This window comes from Nakamurella sp., from assembly GCF_044224575.1.
Classification (GTDB): domain Bacteria; phylum Actinomycetota; class Actinomycetes; order Mycobacteriales; family Nakamurellaceae; genus Nakamurella.
On record NZ_JBGAKE010000005.1, the window covers coordinates 203100 to 221547 of the forward strand.

11 protein-coding genes and 3 rRNA genes are annotated in these 18448 nt (G+C 66.8%); 2 read left to right on the forward strand and 12 right to left on the reverse strand.

Translation table 11 applies throughout. From position 1 onward, the window contains the following. Positions 1-34: 34 nt before the first annotated feature. From ACILSK_RS08035 to ACILSK_RS08060, 6 genes are all read right to left on the reverse strand, one after another. Entirely contained in the window at positions 35-1114 is a 1080-nt protein-coding gene (locus tag ACILSK_RS08035; RefSeq protein WP_395726621.1) for an HAD-IIA family hydrolase, read from the reverse strand. After that, positions 1111-2250 carry a hypothetical protein gene (locus ACILSK_RS08040; RefSeq protein ID WP_395726622.1) on the reverse strand — a complete coding sequence of 380 codons (1140 nt, stop codon included), beginning with the start codon at positions 2248-2250 and terminating at the stop codon, positions 1111-1113. Before ACILSK_RS08040 ends, ACILSK_RS08035 begins: the two co-directional genes overlap by 4 nt. A gap of 1909 nt (positions 2251-4159) precedes the next feature. Next, positions 4160-4276 (reverse strand): 5S ribosomal RNA (gene rrf / locus ACILSK_RS08045). A 151-nt stretch (positions 4277-4427) separates the two neighbouring features. After that, positions 4428-7516, reverse strand: a 23S ribosomal RNA gene (locus ACILSK_RS08050). Positions 7517-7924: 408 nt separating this feature from the next. Next, positions 7925-9419, reverse strand: a 16S ribosomal RNA gene (locus tag ACILSK_RS08055). The 16S, 23S and 5S rRNA genes sit together here, the layout of an rRNA operon. Before the next feature lie 491 nt (positions 9420-9910). After that, positions 9911-10414: a hypothetical protein gene (locus ACILSK_RS08060; protein WP_395726623.1), complete on the reverse strand. Its 504-nt coding sequence runs from the start codon at positions 10412-10414 to the stop codon at positions 9911-9913. On the opposite strand from ACILSK_RS08060, the gene ACILSK_RS08065 reads away from it, so the two are divergent. Beyond that, the gene (locus ACILSK_RS08065; protein ID WP_395726624.1) at positions 10413-10637 is read left to right on the forward strand and encodes a hypothetical protein; all 225 of its coding nucleotides are present in this window, start codon (positions 10413-10415) and stop codon (positions 10635-10637) included. The genes ACILSK_RS08060 and ACILSK_RS08065 overlap by 2 nt on opposite strands. 139 nt (positions 10638-10776) lie before the next feature. Here the strand turns inward: ACILSK_RS08065 and ppdK are convergent, their stop codons facing one another. From ppdK to ACILSK_RS08080, 3 genes are read right to left on the reverse strand one after another with little or no spacing between them, the layout of a single operon-like run. Beyond that, entirely contained in the window at positions 10777-13515 is a 2739-nt protein-coding gene (ppdK, locus tag ACILSK_RS08070; RefSeq protein ID WP_395726625.1) for a pyruvate, phosphate dikinase, read from the reverse strand. A 31-nt stretch (positions 13516-13546) separates the two neighbouring features. Then, positions 13547-14605 carry a 4-hydroxy-2-oxovalerate aldolase gene (gene dmpG / locus ACILSK_RS08075; protein WP_395726626.1) on the reverse strand — a complete coding sequence of 353 codons (1059 nt, stop codon included), beginning with the start codon at positions 14603-14605 and terminating at the stop codon, positions 13547-13549. Further along, positions 14602-15549 carry an acetaldehyde dehydrogenase (acetylating) gene (locus tag ACILSK_RS08080; RefSeq protein WP_395726627.1) on the reverse strand — a complete coding sequence of 316 codons (948 nt, stop codon included), beginning with the start codon at positions 15547-15549 and terminating at the stop codon, positions 14602-14604. Before ACILSK_RS08080 ends, dmpG begins: the two co-directional genes overlap by 4 nt. Positions 15550-15724: 175 nt before the next feature. Between ACILSK_RS08080 and ACILSK_RS08085 the strand changes: the two genes are divergently transcribed. After that, positions 15725-16519: an IclR family transcriptional regulator gene (locus tag ACILSK_RS08085; RefSeq protein WP_395726628.1), complete on the forward strand. Its 795-nt coding sequence runs from the start codon at positions 15725-15727 to the stop codon at positions 16517-16519. Positions 16520-16540: 21 nt separating this feature from the next. On the opposite strand, the gene ACILSK_RS08090 is transcribed toward ACILSK_RS08085, so the two are convergent. The 3 genes from ACILSK_RS08090 to ACILSK_RS08100 form a co-directional block, all read right to left on the reverse strand. Continuing rightward, positions 16541-16951: a hypothetical protein gene (locus tag ACILSK_RS08090; RefSeq protein ID WP_395726629.1), complete on the reverse strand. Its 411-nt coding sequence runs from the start codon at positions 16949-16951 to the stop codon at positions 16541-16543. A 125-nt stretch (positions 16952-17076) separates the two neighbouring features. Continuing rightward, positions 17077-17400, reverse strand: coding sequence for a DUF2218 domain-containing protein (locus tag ACILSK_RS08095; protein WP_395726630.1), 324 nt, complete (start codon positions 17398-17400; stop codon positions 17077-17079). 197 nt (positions 17401-17597) lie between these two features. After that, positions 17598-18401, reverse strand: a complete 804-nt coding sequence (locus tag ACILSK_RS08100; protein WP_395726631.1) for a 2-keto-4-pentenoate hydratase — start codon at positions 18399-18401, stop codon at positions 17598-17600. Positions 18402-18448: the final 47 nt, after the last annotated feature.

Consider the following 18448-nt stretch of genomic DNA (forward strand, 5'->3'; position numbering starts at 1 on the left):
GGTCGGGTCCAACCTACGTCGCAGGGGCCGGGATTCAGTCCATCGACTCGGAGAACATGCGTTGGCCGGAGTGCGTCGGCCGGACCGGGATGCCGCAGCGGGTCAGCGCGGCGGCGGCGACCGCGTCGTGCGGGCGGACGGCGGTGAGGCCCGACCCCCAGGCCGCGGCGGTGAGCAGGGCCAGCGCGCGGAGGGCGGCCGCGTCGGACACCGCGCCGTCCCCGCCGTCCTGGGCGGTCAGCACCAGGCTCGACGTGTCGCTGCTGACCGACCACTCGCGGGTGGTCCGGGCCGCCGACGACCCGGGAATGCGCACCGCCCGGTCCTCCTCGACCAGGCCCCGCATGTCGAACGCGACGTACGTCGGCCGGTGGTCCGGATCGGCGGCCAGTAGATCGGTGGCCGTGGAGACACCGGTCAGCACCATCAGGCTGGGCGTGCCCGCGCCGACCGCGCAGGCGATGTCGGTGTCCAGACGATCGCCCACGACCAGCGGCCGGCTGCTGCCCACCTGCCGGACCGCCGCATCCAGCAACGGGCGTTCCGGCTTGCCGGCCACCCGCGGGTGCAGGCCCGTGGCCGCCACCAGTGCGGCCACCATGGAGCCGTTGCCGGGCAGCATGCCGCGATCCGTCGGCAGGGTGGTGTCGTTGTTGCACGCCACCCAGTCCGCGCCGGCCCGCAGGGCGATGCACCCCTCGGCGAGGTCGCGCCAGCCGGTGTCGGGTGAATGCCCCTGGACGACGGCGACCGGATCCTCCTCGGCCAACCGGACGGGTGCGAGCCCGACCTGCCGGACGGACTCCTCCAGCCACGGCGCGCCGATCACCAGCACCTTGGCGCCGGCCGGGTGCCGGTCGGCGAGCATCGCCGCCGCGGCCTGCGGGGAGGTCAGCACGTCGTCGGGTTCGGCGGCGACGCCCATCGACTTCAGGGCCGCGGCGACCTCGGCCGGCGGCCGGGACGCGTTGTTGGTGACGAAGATAGACCGGGCCCCGAGCACGGCCGCCCGGGCCAGGGCCGGGGCGACATGGTCGATGGGCTGACCGCCCAGGTAGACCGTGCCGTCGAGGTCGAGCAGCAGCGCGTCGTGGGCCTGCGCCAACGTGGTCATCGGTCTCCCGCCTGCGGATCGTCGGAGAACAGCACCTGGGACAGGTCGACGGCCGGTTCCTCGGATCCGGCGTCGGTACGCTCGCCGGCGGCCTTCCCGCCGTCCGAAGGATCGTCGTCGGTCACGTCGTCGGTCACGTCGTCGTGCGTGGCGTCGTCATTCGCGGCGCCGTCGTTCGTGGCGCCGTCGTTCGTGGCGCCGTCGTTCGTGGCGCCGTCGTCGTGCGTCAGGTCATTGTCGATGGACGCGTCGGGATCGGCATCTTCGGCATCCGCCGGCCGGGCAGCCACTGGCCGGTCGGCCGAGGTGTCCGGGGCCCCGCCGGGCTCGTCGACCGCATCCGCCTCGACGGTGGCGGCCAGCGACTCGACTCGCTCCAGGGCGTCGGTGTCCTCATCGGTGTCGGCGTTCGCGGCCCGGATGAACCACGTGAGCGCCTCGGGCTGCCGACCGGCCCGATCGAGCAGGTCGGCGTACGCGTAGGCCAGGCGCGGGTGCCGGCTGCGCTGCTCGACGTCGAACTGCTCGAGATGGGCCAGGCCGGCATCGATCTGGCCGAGGTCGGCACGGGCCCCGGCGACGACGGTGGCCAGTTCGATCTGACCGTCGTCATCCAACTCGCCGGCCTGCTGCGACCGGGCCAGTTCGATGGCCTTTTCCGGATGGCCCAGCGCGCGCTCGCAGTCGGCGAGGACGGCCAGGTGACCCGGGCCCCCGCCCATCCGGCGGGCGGCCCGCAGCTCCCCGATCGCCTCCGCCCACTCGCCGGCGCGATAGGCGACCAGGCCGACCGTCTCGCGGACGACGGCAATGCGCCCCCCGCGCGCCCGCGCCGCGCGGGCATGCGACCACGCGGTCTCCGGGTCCTCGTCGGCGAAGGTGCCGGCCGCGACGAGATGCGCAGCGACCCACGCCGCGTTCTCCTTGCTCAGGCCCCGGAGGTCACGACGGGCATCGGCGTCCAGGGCATCAGGGGTCGCCCAGTCGGGCAGCTCGGGCCAGGTCTCGCCGATGTCCTCGGCCCGGCGTCGAGAGCCGGTCTCCGGAACGCGAGCCGGTTCGGCCCGGTTCGACCAGGTGTCCCTGGGCTCGCGATTCGACCAAGCGGCGCGAGGCTCCCGGTCCGGCCGGTGCACGTCGGCTCGGGTGGTCCTGTCATCGCGATCGTGGCGATCGTCGGCCGGGCTCGATGCACCGCCGACGGGGTCCGCGGCGTGCGGGACCGCAGTGTCCGGCGTTGAGTCCTCGGCGAACAGTCCGGCGCCGAGGTTGGCGCCGAAGTCGGTGCCGTGGCCGTTGGCGCCCCGTGGACCGGACGACGATTGCTCCGACCGGTCCTGGGGGCGTCGTCGTTCGTCCGGCCGGCCACCGCGGTGATCGGTGCGGTTCGCACCCGGGCCCGACCGTCGATCCGAATGGTCGCGCGGGGGGCGCGAGTCCTGGCCGTCCGGACGACGATCCTGCGAACGGTCCCGTGCCGGTCCGCGGTCCTGGTACGGCCGACGGTCCTGCGAACCGCGATCCTCCCGGGGACCCCGGTCCTGGTACGGCCGACGATCCTGCGAACCACGATCCTCCCGGGGACCCCGATCCTGGTACGGCCGACGATCCTGAGTACTGCGGTCTTCCCGCGGTCCCCGATCCTGGTATGGCCGACGATCCTGCGGCCCACGGTCCTGGTACGGCCGACGATCCTGCGAACCGCGATCCTCCCGGGGACCCCGGTCCTGGTACGGCCGACGATCCTGCGAACCCCGATCCTCCCGGGGACCCCGGTCCTGGTACGGCCGACGATCCTGCGAACCGCGATCCTCCCGGGGACCCCGATCCTGGTACGGCCGACGATCCTGCGATCTTGCGAGTCGTCCCGTGGACCCCGATCCTGGTACGGCCGACGATCCTGCGAACCGCGATCCCTGGGGACCCCGGTCCTGGTACGGCCGACGATCCAGGCGGTCCTGGTCGGTCCTGGGACCTCTGGCCTGGTGTTGGCCGACGATCCTGCGAACCGCGGTCCTCCCGGGGACCCCGATCCTGCTGGCTGACGATCCTGCGAACCGCGATCCCCTCCTGGGACCCCGGTCCTGGTACGGCCGACGATCCTGCGAACCCCGATCCTCCCGGGGACTCCGATCCTGATTCGGCCGACGATCCTGCGACGCACGGTCCTGGTACGGCCGACGATCCTGCGGGCGGTCACCCCGGGGTCCTCGGTCCTGGTACGGAGCCCGCCCGGTGTTGGCCGACGGCCGGCCGCGGTCCGCGGAGCCAGCATCCTGCTGTCCGCGATCCCCGTACGGACGCCGGGCGTCCCGGCCTCGATCGCCCTCGCGCCGATCACCGGACCGACCCGATTCGCCTCGGTCGGACCACACGGCACGGTCGCTTCGCTGGCTTGATCCTCGAGCTGCCGAGGGGTATCGGTTGTCCGGGCCGCGCCGGTATTCCCCGGACGGACGGCCGCGGTCACCGCGATCGACCGGTCCGCCGGCTCCTCGCTGGTACGGGCGGTCGGAATCGCGGCCTCCGCCGCGGCCCTCTTCCCAGGACCGGGACCCGCCGGCCTGACCATTCCAACGCTCCGTAGTCGGGCGCGGTTCGCGGGAACCTGGGCGGCGTCCGGACGAACGGTCGTCCTCCCGACGATCCCCACCCTGGTACCGCGCACGGCCGCCCGACCGATCGCCGCCCACCCGATCCCGCGGACCCTGACCGGAACTGTTCCGCCGGTCGTCACCGCCCGACCGGCCTCCGGTTCGATCCGCCGGGCGGTCTCCACGCCGCTCGTCGCGATGCGATCCGGCCCGATCCTGACGTGAATGGGCAGGCCGGTCCGACGGGCCTCCGGCGGATTCGCTATCAGTCATGGACGGAGCTCCCAGGACGTCAGGGCAGGGCACAGCACAACCATCAGGGAACCTTCAGCAGACGTCGAGCATGAATGGAAACCGTTCGGACCGGCTCGAGGATTGGAATGGTCCGGATACGCAGAAAGGGGAGGCACCTTGCGTTGATCGCAAGATGCCTCCCCTTTCCGGAAGGTATGTCCGGCGGTGTCCTACTCTCCCACACCCCGGCGGGTGCAGTACCATCGGCGCTGAAAGGCTTAGCTTCCGGGTCCGGAATGGGACCGGGCGTTTCCCTCACGCTATAACCGCCGAAACGATCACACCTACGGGCAGTCCTACGGACCCTTTCACGGGCCCTTCGGGACTGAAAACAGCTCTACCCGCAGGGACAACAAACCACTTCGTGGTTTGTTGTCTCAGATCTGCACAGTGGACGCGAACACGCAGTATGTCTTGGTGTTGGTATGTGGTAAGTCCTCGGCCTATTAGTACCAGTCAGCTCCACACCTCACGATGCTTCCACTTCTGGCCTATCAACCCGGTGGTCTAACCGGGGGCCTTAACCCACTAGGGGTGGGAGCCCTCATCTAGGAACAGGCTTCCCGCTTAGATGCTTTCAGCGGTTATCCCTTCCGAACGTAGCCAACCAGCCATGCTCCTGGCGGAACAACTGGCACACCAGAGGTTCGTCCGTCCCGGTCCTCTCGTACTAGGGACAGCCTTCCGCAAGACTCCTACGCGCGGCGGATAGGACCGAACTGTCTCACGACGTTCTAAACCCAGCTCGCGTGCCGCTTTAATGGGCGAACAGCCCAACCCTTGGGACCTACTCCAGCCCCAGGATGCGACGAGCCGACATCGAGGTGCCAAACCATGCCGTCGATATGGACTCTTGGGCAAGATCAGCCTGTTATCCCCGGGGTACCTTTTATCCGTTGAGCGACACCCCTTCCACCAGGAGGTGCCGGATCACTAGTCCCGACTTACGTCCCTGCTCGACACGCCTGTCTCACAGTCAAGCTCCCTTGTGCACTTACACTCAACACCTGATTGCCAACCAGGCTGAGGGAACCTTTGGGCGCCTCCGTTACTCTTTAGGAGGCAACCGCCCCAGTTAAACTACCCACCAGGCACTGTCCCTGAACCGGATCACGGTCCGAAGTTAGACATCCAGTACGACCAGAGTGGTATTTCAACGTTGACTCCACAACCACTGGCGTGGCCGCTTCACAGTCTCCCACCTATCCTACACAAGCCGAACCGAACACCAATACCAAGCTATAGTAAAGGTCCCGGGGTCTTTCCGTCCTGCCGCGCGTAACGAGCATCTTTACTCGTAATGCAATTTCGCCGAGCCTATGGTTGAGACAGTAGAGAAGTCGTTACGCCATTCGTGCAGGTCGGAACTTACCCGACAAGGAATTTCGCTACCTTAGGATGGTTATAGTTACCACCGCCGTTTACTGGGGCTTAAATTCTCAGCTTCGCCCTTACGGACTAACCGGTCCTCTTAACCTTCCAGCACCGGGCAGGCGTCAGTCCATATACATCGTCTTACGACTTCGCATGGACCTGTGTTTTTAGTAAACAGTCGCTTCTCCCTGGTCTCTGCGACCAAAACGTGCTAGCCCGCAAGGGGCTTCACACACCTCGGTCCCCCTTCTCCCGAAGTTACGGGGGTATTTTGCCGAGTTCCTTAACCATAGTTCGCTCGATCACCTCGGTATTCTCTACCTGACCACCTGTGTCGGTTTAGGGTACGGGCCGCTCGGAGCTCGCTAGAGGCTTTTCTTGACAGCATAGGATCACGCTACTTCGCCTCAATCGGCTATGCATCAGGTCTCAGAATAATGTTCCGACGGATTTACCTATCAGAACTCCCTACACCCTTACACCAGTACTACCACTCACTGGCGACGCTACCTTCCTGTGTCACCCCATCGCTTGACTACTACCGGATAGGGTCCCGCGCTCCCCACAAACCCAACCGAAGTCAGGCCATGGCTCGGGCGGTCAGCATCACCGGCCCCGTCAGGGGCGCTCCTACGCGGGTACGGGAATATCAACCCGTTGTCCATCGACTACGCCTGTCGGCCTCGCCTTAGGTCCCGACTCACCCTGGGCGGATGAACCTGGCCCAGGAACCCTTGGTCAATCGGTGGAGGAGGTTCTCACTCCTCATTCGCTACTCATGCCTGCATTCTCACTCGCATAGCCTCCACGACTGGATCACTCCGCCGCTTCGCCGGCCACACGACGCTCCCCTACCCAACCAGCCTAACGACTGGATGCCGCGGTTTCGGCGATGTGCTTGAGCCCCGCTACATTGTCGGCGCGGAACCACTTGACCAGTGAGCTATTACGCACTCTTTAAAGGATGGCTGCTTCTAAGCCAACCTCCTGGTTGTCTGGGCAATCCCACATCCTTTCCCACTTAGCACACGCTTAGGGGCCTTAACCGGCGATCTGGGCTGTTTCCCTCTCGACTATGAAGCTTAGCCCCCACAGTCTCACTGCCACGCTTCACTTCCCGGCATTCGGAGTTTGGTTGATTTCGGTAAGCTTGTGGGCCCCCTAGACCATCCAGTGCTCTACCTCCGGAAAGAAACACGCAACGCTGCACCTAAATGCATTTCGGGGAGAACCAGCTATCACGAAGTTTGATTGGCCTTTCACCCCTACCCACAGCTCATCCCCCAGGTTTTCAACCCTGGTGGGTTCGGACCTCCACGACGTCTTACCGACGCTTCATCCTGGCCATGGGTAGATCACTTCGCTTCGGGTCTAGAGCATGCGACCACAAACGCCTCTATTCGACTCGCTTTCGCTACGGCTACCCCACACAGGTTAACCAAGCCACACACCACTAACTCGCAGGCTCATTCTTCAAAAGGCACGCCGTCACCAAGCCCGAAAGCTCAGCCCCGACGGATTGTAAGCGCATGGTTTCAGGTACTATTTCCACCTCCCTCCCGGGGTACTTTTCACCTTTCCCTCACGGTACTTTGTCCGCTATCGGTCACCAGGTAGTATTTAGGCTTAGTGGGTGGTCCTGCCAGATTCACAGCAAATTTCACGAGCTCGCTGCTACTTGGGAAACAAAGCAAGGCAGAACCAGTGTTTTCGCCTACGGGGCTATCACCCACTACGGCCGGTTTTTCCAATTCCGTTCGACTAACACTGATTTTTATCACTACCTCGTCCAGCCGGCAGACCAGACCACTTCGCTCCCACAACCCTGCCAACGCAACCCTGCCGGGTATCACACGCCAACGGTTTAGCCTCATCCGCTTTCGCTCGCCACTTACTCACGGAATCACAATTGTTTTCTCTTCCTGTGGGTACTGAGATGTTTCCATTTCCCCACGTTCCCTCCACACACCCTATACATTCAGGTGCGGGTCACACGACATAACTCGTGCGGTTACCCCATCTCGGACACCCTCGGATCACAGCTCGGTTGACAGATTCCCCGAGGCTTATCGCAGCCTCCCACGTCCTTCATCGGCTCCTGGTACCAAGGCATCCACCATGCGCCCTAAAAAACTTACACACAACACAAGCAAGTTCCAATAAAGAAACGCAAACCAAGAATAAAAGATGCTCGCGTCCACTATGCAGATCTCAAACAACAAACCCAACCACCAGCAACCACCAGCCCACCCACCACAACCCTGAACGGTATGAACCACGCCGGCCCGAGAGAGACCAACAAACCCCACCCCTCAAACAAAGAGGAGGAAACCTGCCCGTTCCCTCAGGACCCAACAGCGCACCCACGACCACCAGCCACCACACACCGCCCGTTCCACCCCCAAAAGGTCGTACTGAACGCGGCACACAGCCACCAGCAACCGCATAGTCAGTGTTCCACCCATGAGCAACACCGCCGCAGAACACTCGCCTGCGAAACGGCGTCTACACCCCCCAACCAACGGTTGGACGGTCAGAAGCTCCTTAGAAAGGAGGTGGATCCAGCCGCACCTTCCGGTACGGCTACCTTGTTACGACTTCGTCCCAACCGCCGATCCCACCTTCGACAGCTCCCTCCCCACAAGGGGGTTGAGCCACTGGCTTCGGGTGTTACCGACTTTCGTGACGTGACGGGCGGTGTGTACAAGGCCCGGGAACGTATTCACCGCAGCGTTGCTGATCTGCGATTACTAGCGACTCCGACTTGCTGGGGTCGAGTTCAAGTGACCCCAATCCGAACTGAGACCGGCTTTTGGGATTCGCTCCACCTCACGGTTTCGCAGCCCTTTGTACCGGCCATTGTAGCATGCGTGAAGCCCGGCATACAGGCATGATGATTTGACGTCATCCCCACCTTCCTCCAGTTGACCCTGGTAGTCTCTCATGAGTCCCCAACCGAATTGCTGGCAACATGAGACAAGGGTTGCGCCTGTTGCGGGACTTAACCCAACATCTCACGACACGAGCTGACGACAACCATGCACCACCTGTGCACGGACCTTGCGGGGGAACCATCTCCGAACTTTCCCGTGCATGTCAAGCTGCAAGGGTGTCTCTTCGCGTTGCATCGAATTAATCCGCATGCTCCGCCGCTTGTGCGGGCCCCCGCCGACTTTGAGTTTAGCCTTGTGGCCGTACCCCCAGGCGGGGCGCTTAATGCGTTAGCTGCGGCACGGAGGTCGGGAAGGACCCCACACCTAGCGCCCAACGTTTACGGCGTGGACTACCAGGGTATCTAATCCTGTTCGCTCCCCACGCTTTCGCCTCTCAGCCGCACGCCCAGAGTCCCGCCTTCGCCACCGGTGTTCCTCCCGATATCTGCGCATTTCACCGCTACACCAGGAATTCCAGACTTCTAATGAACCCTGAAGCCTGCCCGTATCGAATGCAAGCCCGGAGTTGAGCCCCGGGTTTTTACATCTGACGCGACAGACCGCCTACGAGCTCTTTACGCCCAATAATTCCGGGACAACGCTCGCACCCTACGTATTACCGCGGCTGCTGGCACGTAGTTGGCCGGTGCTTCTTCTACAGGTACCGTCTAAATTGTCCCTGCTGAAAGAGGTTTACAACCCGAAGGCCGTCATCCCTCACGCGGCGTCGCTGCGTCAGGCTTCCGCCCATTGCGCAATATTCCCCACTGCTGCCTCCCGTAGGAGTCTGGGCCGTGTCTCAGTTCCAGTGTGGCCGGTCGTTCTCAGGCTGTCGTCGAAGCCTTGTAGGCCATCACCCCACCAACGTTTCGATAGGCCGCGGGCCCATCCCCAGCCGAAAAAACTTTCCAACCCACCATGCGATGCACGCTGAATATCCGGTATTAGCCCCGGTTTCCCGAGTTATCCCGAAGCTGAGGGCAGTTACTTCCACGTGTTACTCACCCGTTCGTGTCACTCGAGTACCCGCAAGCGGGCCTTTCCGTTCGACTGCACGTTAAGCACGCCGCCGCCATGTTCGTCCTGAGCCAGGATCAAACTCTCCATTGAATGCATATAACCAGACCAACCCCACAAGGGCCAGCCATGATCAACAAACCATGAAAAACATCCTGGACTCCAAACGAGTCACACTGACTCGATCAAAATCCAAACCAGCCGGCACCCACGGGGGTGGACACCAACCAGCAAAATACCAATAACAATAATTGGCACTGACTATCGGTACGCTGTTGAGTTCTCAAAGAACGGACGCGCTTCCTTGTTGATCTTTCGATCTTCTCGGAGGCAACCCGACTAACGTTACCGGGCCGTTCTGGCCTTGTCAACTCGCTCTTTCGAGTGAATCTGGCCGGTCCAGGGCGGGTTCCTCGCGGAGCCTGCCTCGTTCCGGCCCGTCGCTCAAGGCCGTCGACGACTTTACGTCATGCGGCACGGTCGCGCCGACCAATCCGGGCCCTGGATCGCACCCGCCTGCGGTGATGCACGACACCCGTGTCGAAGCCTGGCGTTCCGGCCGTCGGTCCAGTAAGGCGCCTGGCCTACGAGGTCGGGAACACCGGGGGCAGGGCGCCCGATGGCTGGTACTTCATGACGGTGGTCAAGTCCTTGCCGCGGACGTCGCCCGCGGAGTGATAGGCCAGGCCCCACTCGTCGATGAACGATCCGTCGGGGAAGACGCACAGCGAGACCACGATGTCGTCGGGGTCGGTGGTGTTGACCCAGCCACCGCCGGAGGCGCCGCCGCCGAAGGACGACGAGGCGTTGAGCTCCTTGCTGCAGTAGAGGGTCGCGGGATTTCCGCCCCCGACGCCGGACGGCATCGGCACCTTCGACAGGTAGGCCAGCCCGGCAAGGGTGGGTTCGGTCGACGACAGAGTGGTCAGGTCGACATAGATCCGGGACTTGGCCTCGTCGTCGGCCTGGAAGCGGCACATCGTCGCCGAACCGGCCAGGGCCAACCACTGCGCCTGGTCCCCGTTGGTGTTCCAGAAGGGTTGACGACCCTGCACCTGCCCGCCGGATTGCGCGCAGTACTGCTCCATGGACGCCTCCGACGGCCCCGCCCCCGCCGACCCGGAGGCGGGCACCGCGGACGTCGACGACGAACTCGCCGATGGACTGACGGACCCGGCGGTGGCCGGCGACGCCGGGGTGGTCGCGGCCGGGGTCCCGCTCGATCCGCATCCGGCAAGCAGAACCGCGGCTGCGGCGGCGGCGACCGCCAGGACCGTGCGGCTGGACGTCATCGGTGGCTCCCTCAAGTGAACCCTGCGCACGTCGCCTTCGGCGTGCCGGCCCATCCTCCCCCGCCGCAGACACGGACAGCGATGCCCGGTGACCGCGTGTCGCGACCACCGGGCATCGACGTGCTGGCCCAACAGGCCCGTGGAACGCGGCCGGCCCCTTAGAGCACCGCGGCCCGGCCGGCCTCCAACCGGGCGACCGGCACCCGGAACGGGGAGCAGGACACGTAGTCCAGGCCGGCGTTGTGGAAGAAGTGGATGGATTCGGGGTCGCCACCGTGCTCGCCGCAGACGCCGAGCTTGATGCCCGGCTTGGTCGCCCGTCCTTCCTTCACCGCGATCTGCACCAGCCGGCCGACGCCGTCGGCGTCGATCGTCTCGAACGGCGAGATGGTGAACACGCCCTTCTCCAGGTACTTGACGAACACCTCGGCCTCGACGTCGTCCCGGGAGAAGCCCCAGGTCGTCTGGGTCAGGTCGTTGGTGCCGAAGGAGAAGAAGTCGGCCGCATCGGCGATCCGGTGCGCGGTCAGCGCGGCTCGGGGCAGCTCGACCATGGTGCCGATCGGCACGGAGATGGCGTGGCCGCCGCGCGGCGCGGCCCCGTTCAGCACCACACCACGGTCACCGGCCACCTCGGCCAGGATGGCCTCGGCCTCGTCCCGGATGATGTGCAGTTCACGGACCGAGCCGACCAGCGGCACCATGATCTCGACCTTCGGGTCGTGGCCCTCGATCGCCAGGTCGCAGGCCGCCTCGGCCACCGCGCGCACCTGCAGACCGAACAGGCCCGGCACGATCAGTCCCAACCGCACGCCCCGCAGGCCCAGCATCGGGTTCGACTCGTGCATCCGCTCGACCGCCCGCAACAGCTTGCGGTCCGCATCGAGCGCCGGCCCGGTCTCGCCCCTGGCCTCGGCCACGGCCACCTTCACCGCCAGCTCGGTCCGGTCGGCGAGGAATTCGTGCAGCGGGGGGTCGAGCAGCCGGATGGTCACCGGCAACCCGTCCATCGCCAGCAGCAGCTCCCGGAAATCGGCCCGCTGCAACGGAAGCAGGGCCGCCAACGCGTCGTCCCGTTCCCCGCCGGACTCGGCCAGGATGACCCGTTCGATCAGCGACCGCCGGTCGCCCAGGAACATGTGCTCGGTCCGGCACAGCCCGATGCCCTGCGCACCCAGGGATCGGGCCCGGGCCGCGTCCTCCTGGGTGTCCGCGTTCGCCCGGACGGCCAACCGGCGCACGCCGTCGGCGTGCGAGAGCACCCGGTCGACCGCCTTGACCAGGTCGGCGGTCCCCGTTTCGTCGTCGGCGTCGGCGCCGGCCAGCGCCGCCTCCAGACCGTTCTCGATGTAGGTCGCCACCGGCGACGGCACCACCGGCATCGCCCCGGCGAACACCTCGCCGGTCGTCCCGTCGATGCTGATCTCGTCGCCCTCGTTGAGCACGGTCGACCCCAGCGTGATGCGCTTGGCCACGACGTCGATGTCGAGCTTCTCGGCGCCGCAGACACAGGTCTTGCCCATCCCGCGGGCGACCACCGCGGCGTGCGAGGTCTTCCCGCCGCGGGCGGTCAGGATGCCCTCCGCCGCGATCATCCCGCCCAGGTCGTCCGGATTGGTCTCCCGGCGGACCAGGACAACCCGCTCACCGCGGGCCGCCCATTCCTGCGCGGTCGGCGAGTCGAAGACCGCCTTGCCGACGGCCGCGCCCGGCGAGGCCGCCATGCCCTTGGTCAGCAACTTGCGGTCGGCGGTCCGATCGAACTGCGGGAACATGAGCAGCGCGAGCTGGGCTCCGGTCACCCGGGTCAGCGCCTCGTCCATCGTGATCAGGTTCTCGTCCACCAGCTGCGAGGCGATGCGGAACGCTGCCGCCGGCGTCCGCTTGCCCACCCGGGTCTGCAGCATCCACAGCTTGCCGCGCTCGATGGTGAACTCGATGTCGCACAGATCCCGGTAGTGCGTCTCCAGCCTGCGCATCACCCGCAGCAGCTGCTTGTGCGAGTCGGCGTCGAGCCGCTGCAGATCGTCCAGCGACAGGGTGTTGCGGATGCCGGCGACGACGTCCTCACCCTGCGCGTTGGGCAGGTAGTCGCCGTAGGCACCCGACTTCCCGGACGCCGGGTCGCGGGTGAAAGCGACGCCGGTGCCACTGGTCTCGCCGAGGTTGCCGAACACCATCGTGCAGATGTTGACCGCGGTGCCCAGATCCTGCGAGATCCGCTCCCGCCGCCGGTACAGCCGGGCCCGGTCGGTGTTCCACGAGTTGAAGACCGCCCGGATGGCCATGTCCAGCTGCTCGCGCGGATGCTGCGGGAAGTCGACCCCCGAGTGCTCGACGATGAATCCCTTGAACTCCGTGACCAGGCCCTTGAGCGCGTCTACGTCGAGTTCCAGGTCGCTGGTCACGCCGCGGGTCGCCTTCGCCTTCTCCAGCGCATCGGCGAACACCTCACCCGAAATGTCCAGGACCGTCTTGCCGAACATCTGCAGCAACCGCCGGTAGGAGTCCCAGGCGAACCGCTCGTCGCCGGACTCCTCGGCCATGCCCTTGACGCTGGCGTCGTTGAGTCCGACATTCAGCACGGTTTCCATCATCCCGGGCATCGAGAACTGCGCACCGGACCGGACGCTGACCAGCAACGGGTCGTGCCGGTCGCCGAGCCGGCGTCCGGTCTTGTCCTCCAGGTGCCGCAGGGCCATGGTGACCTGGACCCGGAGGTCGCCGGGTTCGGTGCCGAGCGCGAGGTACTCGCGACAGGCATCCGTGCTGATGGTGAACCCGGGCGGGACCGGCAGGCCGAGCTTGGTCATCTCGGCCAGATTCGCGCCCTTGCCGCCGAGCAGTGCCTTCTGGTCCTTGTCACCTTCGGTGAAGTCGTACACGTACTTGGTCAACGGCGTGCTCCTTGGCCTGGTGTCGGGACAGTCAACCGGTTCGCTGCGCTGCGAGCCCGATGGCGACATCGATGATCATGTCCTCCTGCCCGCCGACATAACCAGCCTCACCGACCTTTTGGAGTATTTCGTGAGAAGACACACCGTATCGGTCCGCTGCACGTTCGGCGTGCAAAAGGAATGAATTGTAAACACCGTAGCGTCCTTGCACGATTGAGGCTCGGTCAGCGACCGGCATGCGCGTGATCATCGGCTTGACGATCTCCTCGGCAACGTCCAGCACCTTCGCTGCGTCCACCCCGGTGGGGATGCCCATCACGTCGAAGACGGTGGCCAGGATCTCGGTCGGTGAGTTGCCCGCGCCGGCCCCCAGCGCGCACAGCGTGCCGTCGATCTGCCGGGCCCCGTTCTCGTAGGCGACGATCGAGTTGGCCACGCCGAGCGAGAGGTTCTGGTGGCCGTGGAAGCCGACCTGCGCGTCGTCGCCCAGCTCGGCCACCAGCGCCTGCACCCGGTCGCGGACCATGTCCGGCAGCAGCGCGCCGGCCGAGTCGACCACGTACACGCACTGGCAGCCGGCGTCGGCCATGATCCGGGCCTGCGCGGCCAGCTGGTCCGGTCCGATTCGGTGCGAGAGCATCAGGAAGCCAACGGTTTCCATCCCCAGATCGCGCGCGGCGGTGAAGTGCTCGACGGACACGTCGGCCTCGGTGCAGTGGGTCGCGACCCGGGCGATCCGGGCCCCGGCGCTGTGCACCTCCTTCAGGTCGTGCACGGTGCCGAGGCCAGGCAGGACCAGGACCGCGATCTTCGCCCGCGTCGCGGCGCGCACCGCGGCGGTCACCAGTTCGGCGTCGGTGTGCCGCCCGAATCCGTAGTTGAACGACGAGCCGGCCAACCCGTCGCCGTGGGTCACCTCGATGACCGACACCCCGGCGGCGTCCAGGGCCGAGACCACAGCGGTCACGTTGTCGGTCGTGAACTGGTGCCGGACGGCGTGGCTGCCGTCCCGCAGGGTGCTGTCGGTCAACCGGACAAATGGCTTGGTCTCGATGGTGGAATCTGCAATTGTTTGTGCGATCGTGGTCATTTCTTCGCCGCCTTCTGAATCGTTTCCGACAGAGCGATCACTTCTCCGGCGCGCACCGCGGCCGCCGTCATGATGTCCAGGTTTCCGGCCCATTCGGGGAGGTAGTCGCCATTCCCGCGGACCTCCAGGAAGATCCCGACCCGGCCGTTGCCGTGCCAGAGCGGATTGGGATCGTCGAACTGCGGGTCGCTGCGCAGCGTGTAGCCCGGCACGTACCGCTGGACCTGCGCCACCATCCGATGGATCGACTCGGCGATCGCGTTTGTGTCGGCGTCCGGCCCGATCGCGCAGAACACGGTGTCCCGCATGATCATCGGCGGGGTCACGGGATTCAGGATGATGATCGCCTTGCCCTTGGCCGCGCCGCCGACCGCCTCGATGGCGTGCGATGTGGTCTCGGTGAACTCGTCGATGTTCGCCCGGGTGCCGGGGCCCGCCGACCGGGACGCGATCGACGCGATGATCTCCGCGTACGGCACCGGGGTGACCCGGGAGACCGCGTGCACCATCGGGATGGTCGCCTGACCGCCGCAGGTGATCATGTTGACGTTCGGCGCCCCGGCGTGCACGTCGGCGTTGACCGCCGGGCAGACGAACGGGCCGATCGCCGCCGGGGTCAGGTCGATCGCGGTGATGCCGGCGGCGGCGTACCGATCGGCGTTGGCCAGGTGCGCCTTGGCCGAGGTGGCCTCGAACACCAGATCGGGCGCCTCCTGCTCGAGCAGCCAGTCCACGCCGCCGGCACTCGCCTCGACACCCAGCGAGCGCGCTCGGGCCAGGCCGTCCGACGCCGGGTCGACGCCGATCATGTACCGGACGTCGATGACGTCGGAGCGGAGCAGCTTCACGAGCAGGTCGGTGCCGATATTGCCGGGTCCGACGATGGCGGCGGTGGCCCGGCCGCCGGTCCGGGTCGGCGCCGGGGCGGGGGCGGTGCTGGTCATGGGGGTCTCCTGTCCTACCGGACGCGGGGTCCGGGTCGGGTTCGGAAGCAATGGGCACGGCATCGGTGCGGCATCCGGCGGGCGGTTGTGCCGCTCATCCGGACGGAAAGGGGATCTTCGACGAGAACTGCTCGGGTCGTTGCACTGTGCCCCGGGGCACAGTCATCATCAACCCATGCGTACCGGTGAGCGGAACACCCATGAGTCGGTCATCGGTCGGGCGGCGGCCCTGCTCTCGTCCTACGACTCCCGGCATCTGGCCATCGGGGTCTCCGAGCTGGCCCGCCGCTCGGGCCTGGCCAAGACCACCACCGCCCGGCTCGCCGCCGACCTGGCCGAGCACGGCTTCCTGGAGCGGACCGAGGGCAGCGACTACAAGCTGGGCAGCCGGATCTTCGAGCTGGGTTCGCTGGCCAACCGGCAGCGACAGCTACGGGAGGTCGCCCTGCCGTACATGGCGGACCTGCGGCAGGTCAGCAAGCAGACCGTGCATCTCGCCGTGCTGGTCGGCACCGAGGTGATGTACGTGGAGATCGTGCGCAGCCGCAACGCCCCCCGGATGCCGTCGGAGGTCGGCGGCCGGCTCCCCGCGCACGCCTCCGGCGTCGGCAAGGCCATGCTGGCGTACTCCCCCGAGCCGGTCGTGCAGGCGGTGCTGGCCACCGGGCTGCCCGCGGTCGGCCCGCGCACGATCACCGCCCCGGGACTGCTGCTGCGCGAGCTGCGGCGCATCCGCGAACTGGGAATCGCCTACGAGAGCGAGGAGTCCGGCCACGGCATCGGTTGCGCGGCCAGCCCGATCCTCGGTGCGGACGGCACAGTGGTTGCCGCCATGTCGATCTCGGGATGGAGCGGCAAACTGGACCTGCGCCGGATCGGGCCGGCGGTGAAGACGGCGGCCCTGGCGATGAGCCGGGATCTGGCCATCCGCGGCCCGGCCGCCCGGCCGGCCTGGTCGAACCCGGGCTGACTCGGGCCGAGTCCGGCGCGGTCACCGCCCACGGGTCTGGCCCAGGGTGCTGATCAGCCGCAGGACCGCGAAGAACGCGACCACCAGCAGCGGGTACATCCACGGTGACCAACGCCGGGGCCGGGTCCAGCCGATGGCTCCGGTGATGACGGCCGCGACCACGAAGACGGCCAGGAAGGCCCCCGCCGTCCGTGGATTGAGCGCGCCCCCGACCGCAATGACCATCACGACGAGCAACACGGCATACAGCGCACCTGCGGCGGCGAACGCGAACAGCCAGGCCTTGGGGTTGGCGCGTTCCTCCACCCAGACCGACCATCCCGACGGCGGAGCACCCCAGGCGGGATCCGGTTCCCAGCCCGGCGGCGGGGTCCACCCGGCCGGCGGCGCCGGCCAGTTCGGGGGCGGGTTGTAGCGACGAAGCAAGGCCATCGGCCCACCCTTGCACCCGGCGGCGGCGCCCGTACCCGATCCGTCGGTCAAACCCGTTCTACGGGAGGTGTTTTGCCCGATTGGGCCCCGCTTGTTCCGTCCGGCGACGGGGGAACTCGCACCGATCAGCCGGCCGGCGGTTCCGGGTCGCCGGCGGCCGGGCCCCAGCTGACGACCAGTTCCCGGCGGGCGCCGAACCGGACCAGGTGCCGGGCCAGCACGTCCTGCACCCGGGCGAGCGACTCGGCGTCACCGGCGGTGGCCCGCAGTTCCAGCGCCACGGTTCCGGGCAGCACGTCACCGACGCCGTAGGCGAACACGAGCCGCCCGGCCGGTTCCGGATGCTCCGGGACGGGCTCGACGTCGACCTTGCGACCCAGATGCGACAGCAACTGTTTGGCGTACCGGGCGGGCGCGTCCGTGTCCACCACGGCCACCGAGACCAACATGCCGACCTCCAACTGACTTCACTGTGGCCTCGCAAGCTCGGCCAACCAGGATCGCCGGCCTCGATCGCCCCGAGGGCCGTCGAACTCGAATGTCACGCTACCGCCGGGCTACCCGGGCACCGGCGCATCCGCCGGGGTCGTCCGGCGGTGAGCGACCGGGCCGGCCGGTCGGCAAATCGGCCGGCCGTCCGGTCGCGTCACCCCGCGTCGGTCCGCTTGGAGAACCGGACGGTCACCGGGCCCAGGTGAGCGAAATCGGCCCGGAACACGTCACCGGACTCGACGGGCACCATCTTGTGCACCGCACCGGGCAGCACGATGTCGCCGGCCTTGAGCCCCGACCCCAGGGATCCGAGCTTGTTGGCCAACCACGCGACGCACCGGGCCGGGTTGCCCAATGCGGCCGCGCCGGCGCCGGTGTCGATGACCTCACCGTGGCGGGAGACGACCACTCCGAGGGTGCGCAGGTCCAGTTCCCGCACCGGCAGCATCCGGCCGCCCACCACCAGCAGCCCGGAGGATGCGTTGTCGGCGACCGTGTCGACCAGCTTGATCTTCCAGTCGGCGACCCGGCTGTCCACCACCTCCACCGAGGGCAGGGCCCCGGCGATGGCCCGCAGCGCCCCGGCCGTGGTCACCCCCGGGCCGGCCAGGTCGGTCTCCATGACGAACGCCAGCTCGGCCTCGACCCGGGGCTGCGAGAGCCGATCGAGGTCGATGAGATCACCGTCCTCGACGAACATGACGTCGGTCAGGACGCCGAAGTCCGGCTCGTCGACGCCGAGCAGTTTCTGCATCGGCGCGGAGGTCAGGCCGACCTTGCGACCGATGGCCTTCTCGCCACCGGCGATCCGCCGGTCGATGTTGATGGTCTGGATGGCGTAGGCGTCCTCGACGACCAGGTCGGGGTACCGCTCGGTGAGCGGCGCGATGGGCTTGGCCGTGCGGTCGGCCGCCCAGAGTTCGTCCGCCAGCTGTTGGTGCAGGGAGTCGGTGGTCACCCCAGCAGACTCGGGCCTGCGGGCACCGACGGCAACCGATCCGGCAC

Coding starts and splice junctions, on each gene's coding strand:
- ACILSK_RS08085 (WP_395726628.1), top strand. CDS start 15,725: ATGCGTACCGGTGAGCGGAACACCCATGAGTCGGTCATCGGTCGGGCG.
- dmpG (WP_395726626.1), bottom strand. CDS start 14,605: ATGACCACGATCGCACAAACAATTGCAGATTCCACCATCGAGACCAAG.
- ACILSK_RS08095 (WP_395726630.1), bottom strand. CDS start 17,400: ATGTTGGTCTCGGTGGCCGTGGTGGACACGGACGCGCCCGCCCGGTAC.
- ACILSK_RS08080 (WP_395726627.1), bottom strand. CDS start 15,549: ATGACCAGCACCGCCCCCGCCCCGGCGCCGACCCGGACCGGCGGCCGG.
- ACILSK_RS08060 (WP_395726623.1), bottom strand. CDS start 10,414: ATGGAGCAGTACTGCGCGCAATCCGGCGGGCAGGTGCAGGGTCGTCAA.
- ACILSK_RS08090 (WP_395726629.1), bottom strand. CDS start 16,951: ATGGCCTTGCTTCGTCGCTACAACCCGCCCCCGAACTGGCCGGCGCCG.
- ACILSK_RS08035 (WP_395726621.1), bottom strand. CDS start 1,114: ATGACCACGTTGGCGCAGGCCCACGACGCGCTGCTGCTCGACCTCGAC.
- ACILSK_RS08065 (WP_395726624.1), top strand. CDS start 10,413: ATGGACGCCTCCGACGGCCCCGCCCCCGCCGACCCGGAGGCGGGCACC.